This window comes from Holdemania sp. (assembly GCF_986127675.1).
Map to the genome: position 1 here is coordinate 1 of NZ_CFQZWI010000007.1, position 19947 is coordinate 19947.

Here is a 19947-nt window from a genome sequence, read left to right on the forward strand (position 1 = left end):
TTGTGATCGCCGATTATTTTGTCTCAATCATCAGTTCCTGAAGATTTTCCAGCTCCTGACTGACCCGCTGCGCATTTTCTGCGGCGGGCTGGAACAGTGAATTGTAGCTGAAGATGGAGAAGCCGGCCACATCCGCATGATCGCGCAGCTCCAGAATCTGCCGTTTCAGGATATCGTTGTGCTGCTGCCACTCAAACTTGCCTTCCTTGGCATAATTGTCCACGGTATTGATCTTATAGGCGGCCAGCCCGACGATCAGTTCGGTCGAAGTGCCCTGGGTAAGGTCTTCCCATTGTTTCAGGCATTGATCAAACGGCAGCGTGCCGTGCTCATAGCCGAAATAGATCTGCGGAAGAATGTAGTCGAGATAGCCGTCGTGGCGAACCCATTCCCGGACATCGCCATAAATGCTTTCCACCGAGTATTCCAGATTGCCGGCCGGACTGATGCCGACCTGAATCGTTTCATCAACCTGTTTCACCGTGGCGTAGAGACTGGCCACCATCTCATTGATGTTCTGCCGCCGCCAGTCGCCCAGCGACAGCTCCCCTCCGGTTTGCCGGTATGCCTGATAAGCGGGTCGATCAAAGCTTTCGCTGACACCGTCGGGATAGAAATAATCGTCCAGATGCAAACCGTCGATCGGATAGTTCTGCGCCAGTTCTTTCGCCACCGCGCAGATCAGTTCGCGGACCTCGGGATAGGCGGGATTGAGATACCAGCGCTCGCCTTCCGCAACGATCCGGGTGCCGCGCATCGCGGTGTCGTTAAGCCACTGGCCGATCACGGAGCTGGCAGGAATCTGACTTTCCTGATCGGTGCGGAACGAACGCATCGGATTGATCCATGCCTCGATGTGAAAACCCGCTTCATGGGCCTGCTTGACAAACAGCCCGAACGGATCATAATTCACATTCTGACCGATCTGACCGGCGACATATTGCGCCGCCGGATAGTATTGCGAGGGATAATAGGCATCGGTGAAGGCAGATGCGTGAACGTAGACCGTGTTGAAGTTCATGGTTTTCAAATTTTCCAGCATTGTCTTGACGCCCTGGATGTACTCAGCTTCACTGCGGTTGTCCAGAATTGATGATAATTCGATGTAGGAAATCCAGGCGGCCCGGACTTCGCCCATTTCTCCGGTTTTTTTGTGCGGATGACAGCCGGCAAAGATCAGCAGGATCACGAAGACGGCGATCAGGATTCGTTTTATGTGCATAAACTCGCTCTCCTTCAACCTTACTTTATGCGCGGCCGGGTATCCTTATGAAACGGTTCAGGCCGTCTTGCCGGTAATGAACTCGCTGTACGGCAGCGTTTCGATCCAGGCGCAGAAGGCCCGCCATTCCGGCAGCCGGTGCGTGCGGCGCTGCAGATAGATCGTTTTGAGCTGACGGTAGTTGGTCGTCATGCGAGCGGTAAGACGGAAGCCGCAGGGATTGGAATAGAGAATCTGCAAGTAGCGTTCGTTCAGCTCCGCCTGCAGCGTCTGCTTTTCCGCAGGATCTTCCGTTTCCTTCATCCGGGCCTGCAGGTCGTTGTAAGCCTGGACTTTTTCCTTCATGATCTGAACCATCCGCGGATCGACGTAATCAATATAGGCGCTGTCCAGATCAAATTTCGTAATCCGGTGCATCGTCGACTGACTCGATACGAAGTCGAGGAAATGGTAGCGCTCGGCTTCCACCCAGGCTTTGTTGGTCAGCGTCAGATCCATCTGCACGATGATGCCGTTCATAAAATTATCGTGGCCTTCGCCCTGCTTGCTGGTGGCGAGCTTGACGACGGTCGGGGTGACGTCCTCGCTGATCTTGCCCAGATCGGTCGCCATTGGGTATTTGCTTCCACGCACGCTTTCTTCCAAGCCGTAAACGTGGACGCGGGAAATTACTTCTTCATAGTTCATATTTTCTGTTCCTTTCTGTGACGTTGTTCCAGAACCATCGCGAGCATCGCAATGTCGGCCGGCGACACGCCGGAGATGCGGGAAGCCTGGCCCAGAGTGTGCGGCTGGATCGCCTTGAGCTTCTGGCGGCCTTCCAGCGAAAGATGCTGCACCTGATCGTAGTCCAGATCTTCCGGCAGGACCACATGATCCATCGCCATCATCTTCTCCGCTTCCTTGCGGGCTTTGTTGATATAGCCTTCATATTTCAGTTCGATTTCCGTCTGTGCGGCGGCAGCGGCGTCGAATTCAAAATCCAGCGCCGGTTTCAGCATCGCCACGGTGATGTGCGGCCGGCGGACGAGTTCCTCGGCGCTCACCCCATCGGTCAGCGCGGCATAGCCGACCGCTTCTAAAGCATCCTGAATCGGACTTTTCGGCGTCAGCCGGCAGGTCTTCAGCTGCTCCTTGAGTTGTTCAACCTGAGCACGGCGGCGTTGATAATCCTGCCAGCGTTGCTCGCTGATGCTGCCAAGTTTGTAGCCGTAGTGCATCAGGCGCTGATCGGCGTTGTCGTGGCGCAATAGCAGGCGGAATTCGGCCCGGGATGTCAACAGCCGGTAGGGTTCCTGCGTGCCTTTGGTGACCAGATCGTCGATCATCACGCCGATGTAGGCTTCATCCCGCCGCAGCACCAGCGGCGGTTGATTGCGCAGCTTGAGCACGGCGTTGATTCCGGCCATCAATCCCTGCGCGGCGGCTTCCTCATACCCGGATGTGCCGTTGATCTGACCGGCCGTAAACAGATTCTCCACAACCAGCGTTTCCAACGACGGTTTTAGCTGAAGGGGGTCGATCGCGTCATATTCGATTGCGTAGGCGTATTTGCGGATGACAGCGTGTTCCAGTCCCGGCAGTGAATGGACCATCTGTTCCTGCAGATCGCGCGGCAGCGAGGTGGAAAAGCCCTGGACATACGTGGTATCCAGTGATTCCGATTCCGGCTCCAGGAAGATCTGATGGCGCGGTTTATCGGAAAACCGCACGAGCTTGTCCTCAATCGAAGGACAATAGCGCGGGCCGACGCCTTTGACAACGCCGGAATACATGCTCGACTTTTTCAGATTCGTCAGAATCAGTTCATGGGTCTGGGGTGTCGTATAGGTCAGATAACAGAGCTTCTGATCTTCCGGTCGGCGGATGGTGCGGGTCGTCGTGGAAAAGGCGACGAACTGATCGGTGCCGGGCTGCGGTGTGGTCTTGGAAAAATCAATGGATTCCGTCAGCACCCGCGGCGGCGTTCCGGTCTTTAACCGGAAGGTTTTTAAGCCAGCCTGACGCAGCGATTCGGAGAGCTTGTTGGTGGTTGGTTCCCCATCCGGACCGCTGGGCGTCACTTCGCTGCTGATCATGACCGAGGAACTCATGTATGTGCCGGTGGTCAGAATAACAGCCCGGGCGTCTATTGTCTGACCGTCCTCCATGGTAATGCCGGTAATTTTCCCGTTTTCAACAAGGATCCCGGTACAGATTCCCAAAATCAGCTGCAGGTGCTCCTGATGCAGAATTTCTTCCTGCATCTGTCGGGCATAAGCAAGCTTATCCGACTGCACCCGCAGCGACTGCACCCCCGGGCCTTTGGTCGTATTTAACATCTTAAACTGCAAGGCTGTCTGATCGGCAGTGATGCCCATCTGACCGCCCAGCGCGTCGATCTCCCGGACGACGATGCCCTTGGCCGGGCCGCCGACGGAGGGATTGCACGGCATCTTGCCGATATTTTCCAAACTTAACGAAATCAGCGCCGTTTCACATCCCAGACGAGCCGCGATCAGCGCCGCTTCAATTCCGGCATGGCCGCCGCCCACAACGATGACATCCAGCATGTTTGATCAAATCCTTTCTTCTCCCTGATTTAAAGCGTCGATTGCCCGCGTAACCTCATCAGGCAGCGGTTCTTCACCGACGATCTCAAAATGCAGCGGAATGTGATATTCACTCCACCGGGAAAACTCCAGCTTCATCAGCGCGCAGTGGCCGATCAGATACTGCAGCTTCCGGTAGAAGTCTTTTGAAGTATAGACGAATGGGATCAGGATTTCAATCCTTTCACCCGTATAACAGACCAGTTCGGTTTTACTGCCCTTGATCAGCTCGATAATCTTTTTTTCTTCCGCTTTCTGATCCATCGTCTGACGGGCTAAGCGGCGCAGCCGCTTTTTCTCACTTTCGGTGTAGAAGGAATCGCCGGCCTTTTCGATGATCTGCGACAGCTGGTGCTTGATCTGTTCTTCTTCAAGGTTGAAGTTTTGACCGAGTGTCTCACTCATCGCTGCCATCCACATATCGACGCCGGTTTCCTTGGCTTTGTTCAGCACCTTGGAGGTCGCCTGCGGATCTTCCTTATCCAGATAGATATAGCTCTCCACTTTATTGGAAATGGCAACGCCAATCTCGCTTAAATAAATCGGCGCCTGAAAAAACACAACATCGGTGAGATACAGGCAATTCATCAGTTTTGGCATTTTCTTATTTTTGGAAACCTTGACGATCGCGTCATACAGTTCATCTTCGCTGGCATAGCCGTTTTCTGTGCCATAGACGTTCCACATCTGACGAAAACTGAGGGTATGGGCTTTTTGAAACCTACCGTAGCCCACGATTCCTTTCTCGCGATGACGTCCGCGCTCGCTGCCTTTGGCCAGAAAAAACAACAGGTCGCCCGGTTTGAAATCAGTAAATTTTTTGGAATTGCTGGGACGCCAGAAATTCATCGTCCGGTTTCCGTTCAGGCGATGAAATTCGATCATATTCCGGTCTGTAATGTATGCGATGGATGCCATGAAAACTCACCTCTATGCCTATTATTTTACCATTTTCCTGAGCCTGTGAAAAGAAAACAAAGTTGAACAAGCCCGGAAGTTGCAGGAATTTTTCAACGGTTTTCATATCCAGAAATCACAGATTCCTAAATATCCTGTTTTATTCTCATTTTAATCAATTTATTCGTGCCGCATTGCTTTGTAAAAAAGTTTAGATGAATATTATTCAAGTTCATTTGTTTGTTTTTGATGATCCTGGCAAAAAAAGATGAAGCTATTTTTAACGGCTTCATCTTGATTGAAATTCAATTTTATCCGAGGTTTCCGGTATTTCTGACCGCCTATTTTAAGACTTAGAAAATACCGTAGGAAATACCCTTTTCGTTGATCCCCATGTGCAGTGCTGCCGGATCCTTCGGCAGACCTGGCATCGTCATGATGTTTCCCGTCAAAACAACGACAAAGCCCGCGCCGGCGGAAATCCGCAGTTCCTGAACGTGAATATCAAACCCTGTCGGACGGCCGACGATTTTCGCGTCGTCTGTCAGAGAGTTCGGGGTTTTCGCCATGCAGACCGGCAGCTTATCCCAGCCTGCCCGTTTGTATTCTTCCAGCTGAGCTTTAGCCCGATCGCTGAAGATGACAGACCGCCCGCCGTAAATCTTTCGAACGATCGTGTCGATCTTTTCTTCCAGTGACAGATCGAGATCGTATAACGGTTCAAATTTGGAGTCTTCTTCACACATTCTGACAACTTCCTGCGCCAGATCGACAGCGCCCGCTCCGCCGCTGGCCCAGGCGTCGGATAAGACAACGCGGTGGCCATTGTCTTTGCACCAATTCAGAATCGCATTGACTTCCGCCTGCGTATCGGCGCTGAACTTGTTGATCGCGACGATATACGGCACGCGGTACTGCCTGATGGATTCGATATGCTTTTCCAGATTTTTAATTCCTTCCAGAATTGCCGGAACATTCTCTTCTTTCAGCTGATCTGCCGGCACGCCGCCATGCAGCTTCAGCGCTCTGGCCGTTGCGACAATGACGACGGCGTTCGGTTTCAGTTCGCCGTAGCGGCATTTGATATCAAAGAATTTTTCGGCCCCCAAATCTGCGCCGAAGCCTGCTTCAGTAACAACATAGTCTGAAAGCTTCAGTGCCATGCGGGTCGCGATCAGACTGTTGCATCCATGCGCGATATTCGCAAACGGACCGCCGTGGATGAATACCGGCGTTTTTTCCAGAGTCTGAACCAGATTTGGTTTCAGCGCTTCCTTCATCACCAGCGTGACCGCGCCTTCGACCTTGAGATCGCCGACCGTGACCGGCTGATCGTCATAGGTATAGGCAACGACCGCCCGGCTGACGCGTTTTTCAAAGTCCTGCAGGTCTTTGGACAGACACATGATCGCCATGATCTCCGTTGCCACGGTGATGATGAATCCATCTTTGCGTTCTACGCCGTTTGTTTTTTTATCCTGAGCGATCGTTATGCTGCGCAGCGTCCGATCGTTCATATCCAGACAGCGCTTCCAGACGACCTTCGTCGGATCAATGTTCAATTCGTTCCCCTGATAGATGTGATTATCCAGCACCGCGCTGATCAGATTGTTTGCCGCGGTGATCGCATGCATATCGCCGGTAAAATGCAGGTTGATTTCCTCCATCGGCACCACCTGGGCATATCCGCCGCCGGTCGCACCGCCCTTTAAACCGAAAACCGGGCCCAGAGAAGGCTCACGCAGACAGCCGATGACCATTTTGTTGATCTGAGCCAGACCGTCGACTAAGCCGATCGTCGTTGTCGACTTGCCCTCGCCGGCTTTGGTCGGATTGATCGCCGTGACCAGAATCAGCTTGCCGTTGCGGTTATCCGCAATCTTGTCCATGATTTTCAAATCGATCTTCGCTTTGTTTTTGCCGTACACTTCAAGGTAATCAGAATCAATCTTGGCCTTTCTTGCAATTTTTTCAATATTGTCCATCGTGTTTTCCTGTGCGATTTGTAAATCTGTTTTCATGTTAATCCCTTCTCTCTTATTTAAGACTTTTGCGTCCTTCGAACGCTTTGATCAGCGTCAGTTCGTCGGCATAGTCCAGATGGCCGCCCATAGGCAGACCGTGCGCGATGCGGGTGACAAGCACCCCTTTTCCGGAAAGCAGCTTGTCCAGATACAGCGCTGTGGTTTCACCTTCGATTGTGGCGTTGGTGGCGATGATCACTTCTTCAGTTTCCGGGCTGATTCGCTCCAGCAGCGCGTCGATATTCAGATCTTCCGGCATGATTCCCCTGGATGTGGAAATCAAACCGTTGAGGACATGGTAAACGCCGGCGTATTCCTGCATTTTTTCCATGGCGATCACGTCCTTCGGCGACTGCACGACGCAGATCATCCGCGGATTGCGATTTTCATTCTGACAGATCGGACATTCGTCCTGATCGCTGATGTTGCCGCAGATCCGACAGCGCTTGATGTCATTCTTGCAGCTGATTAACGCCTGAGCGAACAACTCAACTTGTTCCTGCGGCGCATCGAGCATCATAAAGGCGTAGCGTTCGGCTGTCTTGGCGCCGACGCCCGGCAGCAGCTGAAAGCATTCGATCAGTCGTTCAAATGACTTCGGATACATGCAATCAGAAAGCTCCCGGCATCTTGACGCCCTGCGTGATTTTATTCATCCGTTCTTCTTTATCTTTTACCGCGGCGGCCAGGGCTGCGTTCACCGCGATCATCACAGTATCCTGAAGCATCTCTTTGGAGTCTGCGGACAACAGATCTTCGCTGATCTCAATGCCGGTAACTTCCATCTTTCCTGTCAGCGTCACCTTTACCGCATCGCCGCCAGCTGTGGCCGTGTATTCTGTCGCTTCAATCTCTTTTTCTACCTTACCGATCTGATTCTGCATCTGCTGCGCCTGTTTTAATAAATGTTGAATGTTCATTTGTTATTCCTCCTCGATGATTTCGACATTTTCGGCTCCGAACAAATCGCACAGTTTTTCAACCACGTCCTGTTCTGGTTCCGTTTTCTCTGTTTTTCCGACTTCCTCGTCAATTTCTACCGGTGCGACCTGAGCCGGTTCCGGCAGTGTTCCGCTGCGCGAGCGGGCGAGGAAATCGTTCGTTTCTATTTTAAACTGTTCCTGCGTAATCGCAAAGAGTTGTTTTTTGATTTTCAAGCTTTCATAACAGAATTGATTGATCTGCGATTTCATTGCCGGATCGTTGATCTGATTGGCCAGCGCCTGATAGGATACGCAGATCAGGATATAGTTTTCTCCGCATGCAACAATTTTCCCATTGCGCAGCAGATTGGCAATCCGCGCACAGTTGAGATCACGGTCACGGCACTTCTGATCAATCAGTTTCCACTGACTTTCATCTTTCATCCGCATTTCTTTATTCGCGCCGGCCAGAAGCTGCATGACAAATTCATAATCCAGCGGCAGAATTTCGAACTCCGGATGGACCTCCGCCGGTTTTTCCTGAACAACGCTTATGTTTTCTTCCGGCGGCGTCGGTATGGACGGCGCTATTTCTATCGGCGGTGCTTCTTCCGTCAGATCGGCTTCCTCGTCTGTTCCCTCAGGCATGTTCGAAATTTCAATCTGCGGTTTAGCCGGGGACGCCGGCGCCGGAGCGGGTTTTACCGGCGCTGCGGCCGGTTGGGTATAAACGGTCTGAACCGGTGCGGCCGGGCGTTGGCTTGAATCCAGTTCAGCCATCATTTTCAATACCGCGACTTCAAAATACGATGCGGCGCTGCTTGCGGTCCGGTATTTTTCCAGAGTTTCCATCAGAATGTCAATCAGCGCTAATAACTCGCGCGAACTTTTGCCGCTGATGATCGTATTGGCTTCTTCTTCGTTAATCTTATTTAAAAGAGTCACGTCCTGCGTATAGATGAAAATTACGCATTCCTTCAAAATTTCGATGAAATCGGAGGTCAGACGTTTAATATCGACGCCTTTTTCATTAAGCGTGCGGATTTTTTCCAATAACAGCTGAGCTTGATGCTGAAAAATCCATTGCAGCATCTCAATTTTCTCACTCACTGTCGTAATTCCATAGATTTCATTGACATGTGCGGCGGTGATATGATTTTGAGCATAGGCGATACATTGATCCATAATGCTCAAAGCGTCGCGCATTCCGCCGTCAGCCAGTTGGGCAACCAGACGCAGCGCTTCATCGTCGCATTCAATATGTTCCTGTTCCAGAACACTGCGGACACGGGCCATGATTTCATTCTGACTTACTTTTGAAAAATCATAGCGCTGGCAGCGTGAAATAATGGTCGGAAGCACCTTCTGCGGTTCTGTCGTCGCCAGAATGAAGATGACGTGAGACGGAGGTTCTTCCAAAGTTTTTAACAGCGCGTTGAAGGCGCCGGAGGACATCATGTGAACTTCGTCGATAATATAAACTTTATAGCGTCCTTCCAATGGGGCATATTTTACTTTTTCAATGAGTTCCCGGACTTCGTCGACGCCGTTGTTGGATGCAGCGTCAATTTCCACGATATCGGGATGATTTCCCTGTTGGATTGCCAGACAGCTGCGGCATTGATTGCACGGTGCATTCTGTTGATCCTCGCAATTCACCGCTTTGGCCAACAGCTTGGCAATGGTCGTCTTCCCGGTCCCGCGGGGACCGCAGAACAAATATGCATGGGCGATTTTATTTTGCTTTACTGCGTTTTTCAGCGTCGTGACAATGTGCTGCTGACCTACGACTTCTTCAAAGGAGGATGGTCGATAGGTTCGATATAGTGCTTTATAACTCATGCCTGATTCCTCCTTCGCTGACTTACTTATTATAACAAAAATGAGTCGTCATTAAAATGAAAACCCATCTTTTTACGATATTCGTTTCTGTTATTTTCTGGCGTTTTCGCTGGCCTGTTCCGGATGGGAAAAATCTTTTGATTTTTCTTCTTTCAGGCCCTTTTTCTTGGCCCTTTTTTGTTTAAAGAACGTTTTTAACAGGGCTGCGCAATCCTCGCCAAGCACGTCTTTCGTCACTTCGGGATAGTGATTGAATCCTGGGATATCATAAAGGTTAAAACAGGTTCCAACACTGCCGCCTTTGGGATCCGCAGCGCCGTAAACCACCCGGGCAATGCGCGACTGAAGAATGGCTCCGGCACACATCGGACATGGTTCCAGCGTCACATAGAGAATACAGTTTTCCAGCCGCCAGGAATTCATTTTCCGGCAGCCTTTCTCAATAGCGATGATTTCCGCATGAGCCAGCGCAGACTGCTTCTTTTCGCGCAGATTATGTCCCCGGGCAATGATCTTTCCCTCATGGACAAGCACCGCTCCAATGGGAACTTCGTCGATCAACTCTGCTTTTTTTGCTTCTTTGATCGCCTGACGCATGAAATACTCATCATTTTTATCTTGTTTGTTCTCTGCCATGTTTTGAACCTCGATTCAAGAAAATAAAAAGGGTACACACAAACAGAGATTCTTATGGCTGCTACCTTCCGGTCCTGACCAGGTTCAAATATGTTTGTTGTACCGTTTATTATTATACTCAATCCTTGCTTAAACCGCAAGTGACTGTCTGTCTTTTTTGACACAAACTCTTTTCAAGTCTTAATGAGGAAATTATGAATGTTTCACGTGAAACACTCCAGATGAATTCAAAGAAATATCCTGTTGTTTAATAAACCATGACACATCTATCGGCTTCTTATGATTGTTCTTGTTGGGTTTTAGTTTCTTACAACGCGGATGACTTTTCCCAATCCGACAGCTTCTCTTCCTTCCATGATCTGAAACATTTGACCTTTCCTCACCTGATCATAGTGACTGTCCTGAAAAGTGAATTGGATTTTCGCTGTCGACCATGTTTCAAATTCTGATATGGAACAATCAATAAATGTTATACCCCAGTATTCATCCGGATTCTGCCCTTCAAATAAAGCATCAGGCCGATATCCAATGACAGGCAGATGTCGGCGCTTACTGGAATAAAAGAACACTTCTGACAGGATGACTTTGTTATCTTCCATAAGTATACCTTTCCTTTGTTATAAACTAAAAAGTTCGTATTGTTTTTAATTTAACTTTGTTTTACAAAACAATTTACACAGAAAGCGATTGAACAAAGCGCAATCTTTTAAATGTCTTCATCTTTATTTTGAGATTATAAACCAGTTTTTATTGTCTGATAACCCTCTCTTGATGGATTGCCATCGCAAAACTGGATTTTATCATCATTGAGATCATAGATCACAGACCAGACTGTATCTCCGCCGCGTCGACGGTCATATTGACATAAAAATCCTTGTTTTCCTTTTAATACCTCTTTTAAATATTCCATACTCAGCACATTTTGATGTTGAAAAGCTTTCTGACACGTTTTTAATCGCAGCCCTGATTCCATATCATCAATATTTTCTGGATTAGCTGGTTTCATGGCGTCGCTGACAAACTGATTTACTGAATATAAGATGGAATGAGATTGAATAATCTCGATATGCTGCGCACTGCATTCGACAACCGCTTTGTTGCCTGTGCTGTCAGCCATCGTTAAGATCTGAGATGAGCCGATCTTCATTTTCTTTAGCCTGGTAATTGCTTCATTTACGTTTGCACAGTGTTCTAATAAGATCCTGACGATCATTCCGGCGTTTAAACCAAAATGCTTTTGTGCGCTGTATACGAAAGTCAGCCCAACTGCGAGTCCTTTTTCATTCATGCCGTCTTCCATTTCAACAAAACCTGTTGTGTTTCCTGTAAAAGCATAGCCTGACGCAGGTTTAATTACGCAATGACTATACATTGGCTGCATCGCAGTCAAAAAATCACTGTTTCTTCCTAATAAGAGATGCCCGCGGTGATCTAATCCTGTAATGCAGGTACAGAAATTCATCGCCGTATAAACATACATGCTTAACAAGAATTGAGTCAGTACCTCCGCATCACATCCATTTCCTTGCGCCACTCCTTCAATTTCTTCCAGAATCGCCGGATAATCAGATTTATACAGGAATTTTACTGATTCACTGTATTCTTTTCGTTCTTTCGTTCCGGGAGGCAACGTTGCGGACAGATTAACGCCCAGTTCTGCAAAATATTTTCCATATTGAAAACCAATCTCTCGTGGAGTTCCAACTAAGTTTAAATTGTTCATCTTCTATTTTCTCCTGATTTCAGGAGCTGGCGCCAACCCCACAATTAGGATAACTGAATAAAAATTACTTGTCTATGCTTAAATTTTATTCTTAATTTTCTTTTTCCTTTTTCAAAGCTCACCTGTTTAATCTTATGTTTCACGTGAAACATTTGATATGGCTGTTATTATTTGATGTTACTCAATTACATTCTTTTCCACTGCATAAGAAGCTCAATTTCGCCTGTTTTCTGATCCATAAGCCGTTCACCAATAACAAAGCCTTCCTTAAGATAAAATTGCAACGCTCTTTGATTCTTTTGATATACGCTCAGCGTCAATTCTTCATTTCCTGTCTTAGCCCATTCGATTAAAGAATGTCCAATCCCTCTTGATTGAAAATCAGAACTTACAAATAAACCTTCAATTCTTGTTTCATTCATTCCAATGAAACCGACGATATGTCCATCAATTTCCGCGACTTGAATAAGACTGTGAGGGAGCATTTTTCTCACTTCTTCTTTATTCTCCTTCCAATAATCTGATTCAATAAAAGAATGAGCCTGAATATTGCTTTCCAACCAGATCTTAACAACATAATCAAGATCGTCTGTTCTCATAGTTCTTAACATATTTCCTCCAAAGTAATGAAAAAGGAGAGTTATCTCCCCTTTTCATACTATTTCTTCTCGATTTTTGTCTTTCCGCCCATATACATTCTTAACGGTTCAGGAATATTCACCGTTCCGTCAGCGTTTAAATTGTTTTCCAGGAAAGCAATCAGCATTCTTGGCGGAGCTACGACTGTGTTATTCAGCGTATGGGCAAAATACTTCCCTTCCTTGCCCTGAACACGAATGCCTAATCGGCGAGCCTGCGCATCGCCCAGATTAGAGCAGCTGCCTACTTCAAAATACTTCTTCTGACGCGGAGACCAGGCTTCTACGTCGCAGCTCTTTACTTTCAGATCTGCCAGGTCGCCAGAGCAGCATTCCAGCGTTCTGACAGGAATATCCAGTGAACGGAAGAAATCGACCGAGTTCTTCCACAGCTGATCATACCAGTATTTTGAGTCTTCCGGCTTGCAGACAACGATCATTTCCTGCTTTTCGAACTGATGAATTCGATAAACGCCGCGTTCTTCAATGCCATGCGCACCCACTTCTTTACGGAAGCATGGGGAATAAGACGTCAGCGTCTGCGGAAGCTGTTCTTCATCAATAATCGTATCAATGAACTTGCCAATCATGGAATGTTCGCTGGTACCAATCAAATACAGGTCTTCCCCTTCAATTTTATACATCATGTTTTCCATTTCCGCAAAGCTCATGACGCCTGTGACCACGTCGCTGCGGATCATAAATGGCGGGATGTAGTAGGTAAAGCCACGGTCGATCATGAAATCCCGCGCATAGGACAAAATTGCAGAATGCAGACGGGCAATATCGCCTTTTAAATAGTAGAAACCATTTCCACTCGTTTTTCTGGCACTGTCCAGATCAATTCCATCAAACGACTCCATGATCTCCGTATGATAAGGAATCTCAAAATCAGGAACGACAGGCTCGCCGAATTTTTCAATTTCCACGTTTTCACTGTCATCTTTGCCAATCGGGACTGTTTCATCAATGATATTCGGCAGCACAAGCATAATCTTTTTGATCTCCGCTGCTAATTCTTCTTCCTTCACTTCCAAATCAGCCAGCTGCCTTGCAATATTGGCAACCTCTTTCTTTGCTTCTTCCGCTTTTTCTTTTAAGCCCTGCTTCATAAAGCCGCCGATCTGCTTACTGATGGCATTCCGCTGTCCCCGCAGACTATCGCCGTCGGTTTTCGCCTTCCGGAACTGACGATCCAATTCGACCACCTTATCGACTAATTCCAATTTTTGATTCTGAAACTTCTTTTTAATGTTTTCTTTGACTACTTCTGGATTTGTACGCAACAAATTGATGTCCAGCATGACTATTTCCTCCTTTTAACATAAAAAAGGCCCGCCCACTCAGGGACGATGCCTCGTGTTGCCACCCTAATTACCAATGTTTCACGTGAAACATCAGTCACTTGAATCGTTAACGGCGATAACCGGAAAGGTTCACTTTCACTCCGAGGTGGATTTCAGCACGGATTGACAACAGTTTTCACCAACCACTGTTTCTCTAAAGAAAATCATGTACTTACTTATCCTCATCTACGTTTTAACACCTTCATTTTAATCAAGCCCCATTTTTTTGTCAATGGATAAAACGAAACCAACGTAATTCCGATTTCATTCCTTCTTCAGTTTGACCCGAAAGAAAGAAAATAAACGAGAAATTGAGATATTGAATCCGCAAAACGAAAATTAATCTGAAAACTTACGAACTGGGCGGATATATTTCCAGCACCGCTCAGGATTAAAATAGAAATAAATTAACCGTCCTGGAGTCGTTGTATCATAACCATATCCAGTGTCTTTGAAATCAAAATCAGCCATCGCCTTCTCAACTTTTTCCTCAACGCTGCGATTTTCCTGTTCATAATCAAACGGGCCATGCTCAAAAACGAGGTATTCGCCCTCAGGAATTTCTGTCAGCTGCATCCCTGTGGGAATTTCTCCTTGATACTCGTTGGGAAGCCGGACTCCGTAACACTCTGTACGGGGGAAGCCCCAGTCGCATAGCCGTCCTGACGGATCATTACGATAAGCCATAATCTGACCTCCGCCGCTGTTCGCTTCGCTTCCGCCCTCATCATCTAATTTTCCTTTGATACTGTCGAGCAATCCGCAAATCGTTGCCTGATCCTGACCTGGAATCTGATTTTGTTTCTGCCAGAAATCCCAGTATCCGTTACTCTCTTTATTTTCAACATACAAAAATTGATGAGCTGGAATCGTAACGAAATAAATTTTTAAAGCTTCTGATGACTTAACCATACCAATCTCTCCTTGTCCAAAAAAGTAGCGATCAAAAGGATTGATTTTCGTACGTAAAATAACTGGCACAGGATGTCTCCGATAATCGCTGGGCGTTATGCCATACAAGTTTTTAAACGCCCGGGTAAAGGCTTCATGGGAAGAAAAGCCATAATCCAGAGCGATTTCCAGGATTCCTTTCTCACTGTCACGGACTTCCTTTAAAGCAAAGGCCAGTTTCCGCCGGCGCAGATAATCCCGAAACACCATTCCCGATATTGCCTTAAATTTTCGCGCTGTATAAAACTCGGAATAGCCCAGCTGATCGGCCAAAGCATTCAAGGTCAGAAATTCGTCCTGATGCGCTTTGATACTCTCGTCAATCACATTAACGACGTACTGAATCTGTTTTTGCCATTCAAGCATAAATCTTTCCTCCTTTCGCTGCTTACTTTGCAATTATAGGCCACCCCCTGCTTCGCCGCTTGATCAGACTTGCCTTTTTCGTTTTTCACTTTCAGGAATTGAAGATCTTGATTTCAGCTTGAATATTATTCTTATTAAAATTGAGAACGCTTCTCTTCTCTGTTACATCCTATTCTTTATCCTGTTCTAAAAATTATTAAAGTGAATGTGAATTCCGAAAAAAAGCTATAATCTTAATCGACTATAGCTTTTTCATTACTTTTTAAAACTAGTTCTATTTCAGTCTATTCCTGAATCTCAGATTCAGATGCGTCACCTTGAACTTCGCTGCTCTGATCCCCGGTTTCATCCGTTTCTACCGTTGAATTCAGTTCGCTGTTTCCGGCTTCGTCCTCTGTTTCCTCATCGTCTTCCGACTTGTAAACGATGGCAACCGTTGAAACACTCTGGCTGTCTTCTACGGAAATCAACTTCACACCCTGCGTATTCCGGCTGTATACCGAAACCTTTTCCAAACTGATTCGAATGACGATTCCTTCGTTGGTCATAATCAGGCAGTCTTCATCGCCGTTGACCGCGCGTAAGAAGACTAACGGTCCGTTCTTATCGGTAACCTGAACGGTCTTTACCCCCTTGCCGCCGCGGTTGGTCATTCGGTAATCCTCCAGTTTGGATTTCTTACCATACCCCTTTTCCGTAACGGACAGGATGTACTGACCTTCAAAGTCGGTCGTCATGCCGATAACCCGGCTGCCGTTGACATTGAAGCCCTTGACACCGGTTGCGGTCCGGCCCATCGGACGGACGTCGGTTTCATCGAAGCGAATTGCCTGTCCATTCGCCGCCGCAATCAGAATCTGACTGCTGCCGGTCGTCGGTTTCGCGCTGATCAGCTCGTCGCCCTCGCGCAGATTGATCGCAATCTTACCCGATTGCCGGATATTTTCGAATTCTTCAATCGGGACACGTTTGACAATGCCCTGCGCTGTGACAAAGAACAGGAACTTCGCCGGAGAATTCTCGCGTTCTACCGGTACCATTGCCAGTACCTTTTCATCCTTGTCCAGATTCAACAGGTTGACGATTGGAATGCCCTTGGAAGTCCGGGAAGCCAGCGGGACCTGATAGCCCTTGATCCGGTACACCTTGCCCTGATTCGTAAACATCAAAAGGTAATCGTGCGTCATCATCGTCAGGAACTGATCGACGATATCATCCTCATGCATGCTCATGCCCTTGATACCCTTGCCGCCGCGATTCTGCAGCCGGTAGGTATCGACCGGAATCCGCTTGACATAGCCGTTGACCGTCATCGTGATCACGACGTCTTCCTGCGGAATCAGATCTTCATCCTGCATATCAATTTCAGCGTCGATGATTTCGGAACGACGCTTGTCGTTGTACTTTTCTTTAATCTCCGTCAATTCCGAACGGATGATTTCCAAAACGCGGCTGTGATTGTTCAGAATATCCTTTAAATCGGTAATCTGCGCCATCAAACCGTCATACTCTTCTTCAATTTTCTGCCGTTCCAAGCCGGTCAACCGTCTGAACTGCATATCCAGGATCGCCTTCGCCTGAATTTCGCTCAGGCCGAAGTTTTCCATCAACCCGTTCATCGCAATGGATGTGTCCTTGGAACTGCGAATCAGGCTGATGATGGCATCAATGTGATCCAGCGCAATCTTCAAGCCTTCCAAGATATGCGCACGGTCTTCCGCTTTCTTCAATTCAAAGCGTGTCCGGCGCACCGTGACGTCGATCTGGTGATCAAGATAGCATTTTAAAACATCCTTCAATCCCAGCTGCTGCGGGGCGTTGTCGACCAGAACGATCATATTTACGCCGAACGACGTCTGCAGCGAGGTCATGCGGTACAGCTGGTTTAAGATAACGTCGCTCTGGACGTCCTTACGCAGTTCGATCACGATGCGGATGCCTTCCATGTTGGATTCATCGCGCAGATCAGTAATGCCCTCAATAATCTTCTCACGGACCAGACTGGCGATCTTTTCAACCAGCGCCGCCTTGTTGACGACATATGGAATTTCCGTTACGATGATCTGTTTCTTGCCGTTAGGCATATCCTCAACCTTGACCTTAGACCGGATCATGATGGATCCGCGGCCGGTTTCATAGGCCTGCTTGATGCCCGCACGGCCTAAGATATACCCGCCTGTCGGGAAATCCGGACCGCTGATGTAATCTTCCATCAGTTCCATGACCGTGATATCCGGGTTCTCCATCAACGCAATGACAGCGTCGATCGTTTCTCCGAGGTTATGCGGCGGAATATTGGTCGCCATGCCGACCGCGATGCCGGTTGTCCCGTTGACTAACAAGTTCGGGAAGCGGCAAGGCAGAACCACCGGTTCGTGTTCCTCGCCGTCGTAGTTATCCATCCAGTCGACAGTATCTTTATTGATATCGCGCAGCAGCTCCATCGAAATCTTGGACATGCGCGCTTCGGTATATCGCATAGCCGCCGCTCCATCGCCGTCAACCGAGCCGAAGTTGCCATGGCCGTCGACTAACGGATAACGATAGCTGAAATCCTGAGCCATTCGGACCATCGTTTCATAAACCGCGGTATCCCCATGCGGGTGATATTTACCGATAACTTCACCGACGATACGCGCCGATTTCTTATGCGGCTTATCCGCAACGATGCCCAGATCGTTCATCGCGTACAGAATGCGGCGGTGGACCGGCTTCATTCCATCCCGGACATCCGGCAGCGCTCGCGCCACGATAACGGACATGGAGTAATCCAGAAAGGATGTCCGCATTTCACTGGAAATATTCGTTGTTTTTATATTTCCGTGATTAAAGTTGTTCTCATCCATCGACGATCCTCCTTAAATATCCAAATTCTTCACGAAATGGGCGTTTTCCTGAATAAAGTTGCGGCGCGGTTCGACTTCGTCGCCCATCAGCATCGAGAACACGGCGTCCGCATCCATCGCGTCTTCAATCGTCACCTGAATCAGGGTTCTGACTTCCGGATCCATTGTCGTTTCCCACAGCTGTTCCGGATTCATTTCACCCAAGCCTTTGTAACGCTGAATATTCAGCCGGTCGCCCAGCTCAGCTTTGACATGATTCAATTCGTCGTCCGAGTAGGCATAACGAACCTGTTGGCCCTTCTGAATCTTATACAGCGGCGGCTGCGCAATGTAGACGAATCCGCCTTCAACCACCGGCCGCAAATAACGATACAGGAATGTTAACAGCAGCGTGCGGATATGTGCGCCGTCGACATCGGCATCGGTCATGATGACAATTTTATGATAGCGCAGCTTCGTCACGTCGACTTCCTCGCCGACCCCCGCGCCGAAGGCGGTGATCATCGAACGGATTTCGTTGTTGTCAAAAATACGGTGCAAACGGGCTTTTTCAACGTTTAAAATCTTACCCCGCAGCGGCAGGATCGCCTGAAACTTGGAATTTCTTCCCTGTTTTGCGCTTCCGCCGGCGGAGTCCCCTTCCACCAGGTAAATTTCGCAGATTTCAGCATTCTTACTGGAACAGTCAGCCAGTTTTCCCGGCAGTGAACTGATTTCCAGCGCGCTTTTCCGACGTGTCAGTTCACGGGCTTTTTTCGCCGCCAAACGTGCTTTGGAGGCCAGCTGCGCTTTTTCGATGATCAGCTTCGCGCTGTTCGGATTTTCCAATAAGAACCGTTCCAGCTGTTCGCCCAGAATGTTGGAAACGATCTTGCGCACTTCGACGTTGCCCAGCTTGGTTTTCGTCTGGCCTTCATACTGCGGATCCGGATGCTTGACGGAAATGATCGCGGTCAGCCCTTCGCGCACATCGTCGCTCTGCAGCCCTTCCTCGTCCTTTTTCAACAAGCCCGCCTCCTTGGCGTAGTTGTTTAACGTGCGGTTGAGCGCCAGCTTGAAGCCTTCCTCGTGCGTGCCGCCCTCGCCGGTATTGATGTTGTTGCAGAATGAATACACATTAGGCACATAGCCGTCATTGTACTGCATCGCAATTTCAACCTGGATGCCGTCCTGCTCGCCTTCCACGTAAATGATTTCTTCGTGGATCGGCGTCTTGTTTTTATTTAAAAACGCGATGTATTCCTTCAAGCCGCCCTCATACAAAAACGTATGCGTCCGCTTGACTTCATCTTCCATTCTCTCGTCCGTAAACAACAGCTTAATGCCCTTGTTTAAGAAGGCGATCTGGCGCAGCCGGTCATATAACACGTCGTGGTTGTAAGCGACGGTTTCCGTAAAGATCGTCGAATCCGCTTTGAAACGGACTAAACTGCCATGCTTATCCGGATCGCAGGTCCCGATCTGCTTCAGCGGCGCAACCGCCTTGCCGCCGTTTTCGAAGCGGATAAAGAAGACCTTGCCTTCCTTGTAGACCGTGACCTCCAGCCATTCGCTCAGCGCGTTGACGACGGAAGCGCCGACGCCGTGCAGACCGCCGGAGACTTTATACGCTCCGCCGCCGAACTTGCCGCCGGCGTGCAGAACAGTGAAAATCGTTTCTACCGTTGAAATTCCCGTCTTTTCATGAATTTCAACCGGCATGCCGCGGCCGTTATCCTCGACCGTGACGATATTTTCAGGATCGACAGTGACTTCAATATCCGTCGCATACCCGGCCAGCGCCTCGTCGATCGAGTTGTCGACGATTTCCCAGACCAGATGATGCAGGCCCTTTTCCGAAGTCGAACCGATATACATGCCAGGCCGTTTTCGGACCGCCTCTAACCCCTCCAGCACTTGAATATCATGCGAGGTATAAGAATGCTCTACTGGTTTTTCCATA

Annotated in this window: 16 protein-coding genes, 1 other RNA gene and 1 other annotated feature; all 17 genes read right to left on the reverse strand. The window is 48.5% G+C overall.

Annotated features, from left to right (window positions below; all coding sequences use genetic code 11):
• Positions 1 to 13: 13 nt before the first annotated feature.
• On the reverse strand, positions 14 to 1222 hold the full coding sequence (locus AC5OW4_RS02350) for a glycoside hydrolase family 10-like protein (protein ID WP_195395495.1): 1209 nt from the start codon (positions 1220 to 1222) through the stop codon (positions 14 to 16).
• A gap of 57 nt (positions 1223 to 1279) precedes the next feature.
• Entirely contained in the window at positions 1280 to 1909 is a 630-nt protein-coding gene (locus tag AC5OW4_RS02355; RefSeq protein WP_195395494.1) for a hypothetical protein, read from the reverse strand.
• The gene (gene mnmG / locus AC5OW4_RS02360; protein WP_195395493.1) at positions 1906 to 3774 is read right to left on the reverse strand and encodes a tRNA uridine-5-carboxymethylaminomethyl(34) synthesis enzyme MnmG; all 1869 of its coding nucleotides are present in this window, start codon (positions 3772 to 3774) and stop codon (positions 1906 to 1908) included. Before mnmG ends, AC5OW4_RS02355 begins: the two co-directional genes overlap by 4 nt.
• A 6-nt stretch (positions 3775 to 3780) precedes the next feature.
• On the reverse strand, positions 3781 to 4731 hold the full coding sequence (locus AC5OW4_RS02365; protein ID WP_195395492.1) for a hypothetical protein: 951 nt from the start codon (positions 4729 to 4731) through the stop codon (positions 3781 to 3783).
• Positions 4732 to 5063: 332 nt separating this feature from the next.
• Positions 5064 to 6731: a formate--tetrahydrofolate ligase gene (locus AC5OW4_RS02370; RefSeq protein WP_072685166.1), complete on the reverse strand. Its 1668-nt coding sequence runs from the start codon at positions 6729 to 6731 to the stop codon at positions 5064 to 5066.
• 16 nt (positions 6732 to 6747) lie between these two features.
• Positions 6748 to 7341: a recombination mediator RecR gene (recR, locus tag AC5OW4_RS02375; RefSeq protein ID WP_072685167.1), complete on the reverse strand. Its 594-nt coding sequence runs from the start codon at positions 7339 to 7341 to the stop codon at positions 6748 to 6750.
• Between the two features lie 4 nt (positions 7342 to 7345).
• Positions 7346 to 7654, reverse strand: a complete 309-nt coding sequence (locus tag AC5OW4_RS02380) for a YbaB/EbfC family nucleoid-associated protein (protein WP_072685168.1) — start codon at positions 7652 to 7654, stop codon at positions 7346 to 7348.
• 3 nt (positions 7655 to 7657) lie between these two features.
• Positions 7658 to 9499 (reverse strand): DNA polymerase III subunit gamma/tau, encoded by a 1842-nt coding sequence (gene dnaX / locus AC5OW4_RS02385; RefSeq protein ID WP_072685169.1) that lies wholly within the window; start codon positions 9497 to 9499, stop codon positions 7658 to 7660.
• Between the two features lie 90 nt (positions 9500 to 9589).
• On the reverse strand, positions 9590 to 10135 hold the full coding sequence (tadA, locus tag AC5OW4_RS02390; protein ID WP_072685170.1) for a tRNA adenosine(34) deaminase TadA: 546 nt from the start codon (positions 10133 to 10135) through the stop codon (positions 9590 to 9592).
• Positions 10136 to 10151: 16 nt separating this feature from the next.
• An RNA gene (ffs, locus tag AC5OW4_RS02395) (signal recognition particle sRNA small type) lies at positions 10152 to 10249 on the reverse strand.
• A 185-nt stretch (positions 10250 to 10434) separates the two neighbouring features.
• Positions 10435 to 10734 (reverse strand): hypothetical protein, encoded by a 300-nt coding sequence (locus tag AC5OW4_RS02400; protein WP_072685171.1) that lies wholly within the window; start codon positions 10732 to 10734, stop codon positions 10435 to 10437.
• A gap of 134 nt (positions 10735 to 10868) precedes the next feature.
• Positions 10869 to 11858, reverse strand: coding sequence for a C45 family autoproteolytic acyltransferase/hydrolase (locus AC5OW4_RS02405; RefSeq protein WP_195395491.1), 990 nt, complete (start codon positions 11856 to 11858; stop codon positions 10869 to 10871).
• Between the two features lie 185 nt (positions 11859 to 12043).
• Complete coding sequence (locus AC5OW4_RS02410; protein WP_195395490.1) at positions 12044 to 12469, reverse strand: GNAT family N-acetyltransferase; 426 nt, start codon at positions 12467 to 12469, stop codon at positions 12044 to 12046.
• Between the two features lie 47 nt (positions 12470 to 12516).
• Positions 12517 to 13800, reverse strand: coding sequence for a serine--tRNA ligase (serS, locus tag AC5OW4_RS02415; protein WP_072685174.1), 1284 nt, complete (start codon positions 13798 to 13800; stop codon positions 12517 to 12519).
• A gap of 38 nt (positions 13801 to 13838) precedes the next feature.
• Positions 13839 to 14040: a binding site (T-box leader), on the reverse strand.
• A 141-nt stretch (positions 14041 to 14181) separates the two neighbouring features.
• Positions 14182 to 15159, reverse strand: a complete 978-nt coding sequence (locus AC5OW4_RS02420) for a helix-turn-helix transcriptional regulator (RefSeq protein WP_072685175.1) — start codon at positions 15157 to 15159, stop codon at positions 14182 to 14184.
• 284 nt (positions 15160 to 15443) lie between these two features.
• Positions 15444 to 18005, reverse strand: coding sequence for a DNA gyrase subunit A (gene gyrA, locus AC5OW4_RS02425; protein WP_195395489.1), 2562 nt, complete (start codon positions 18003 to 18005; stop codon positions 15444 to 15446).
• Between the two features lie 12 nt (positions 18006 to 18017).
• Positions 18018 to 19946 carry a DNA topoisomerase (ATP-hydrolyzing) subunit B gene (gene gyrB / locus AC5OW4_RS02430; RefSeq protein ID WP_072685177.1) on the reverse strand — a complete coding sequence of 643 codons (1929 nt, stop codon included), beginning with the start codon at positions 19944 to 19946 and terminating at the stop codon, positions 18018 to 18020.
• Between the last annotated feature and the right edge of the window lies 1 nt (position 19947).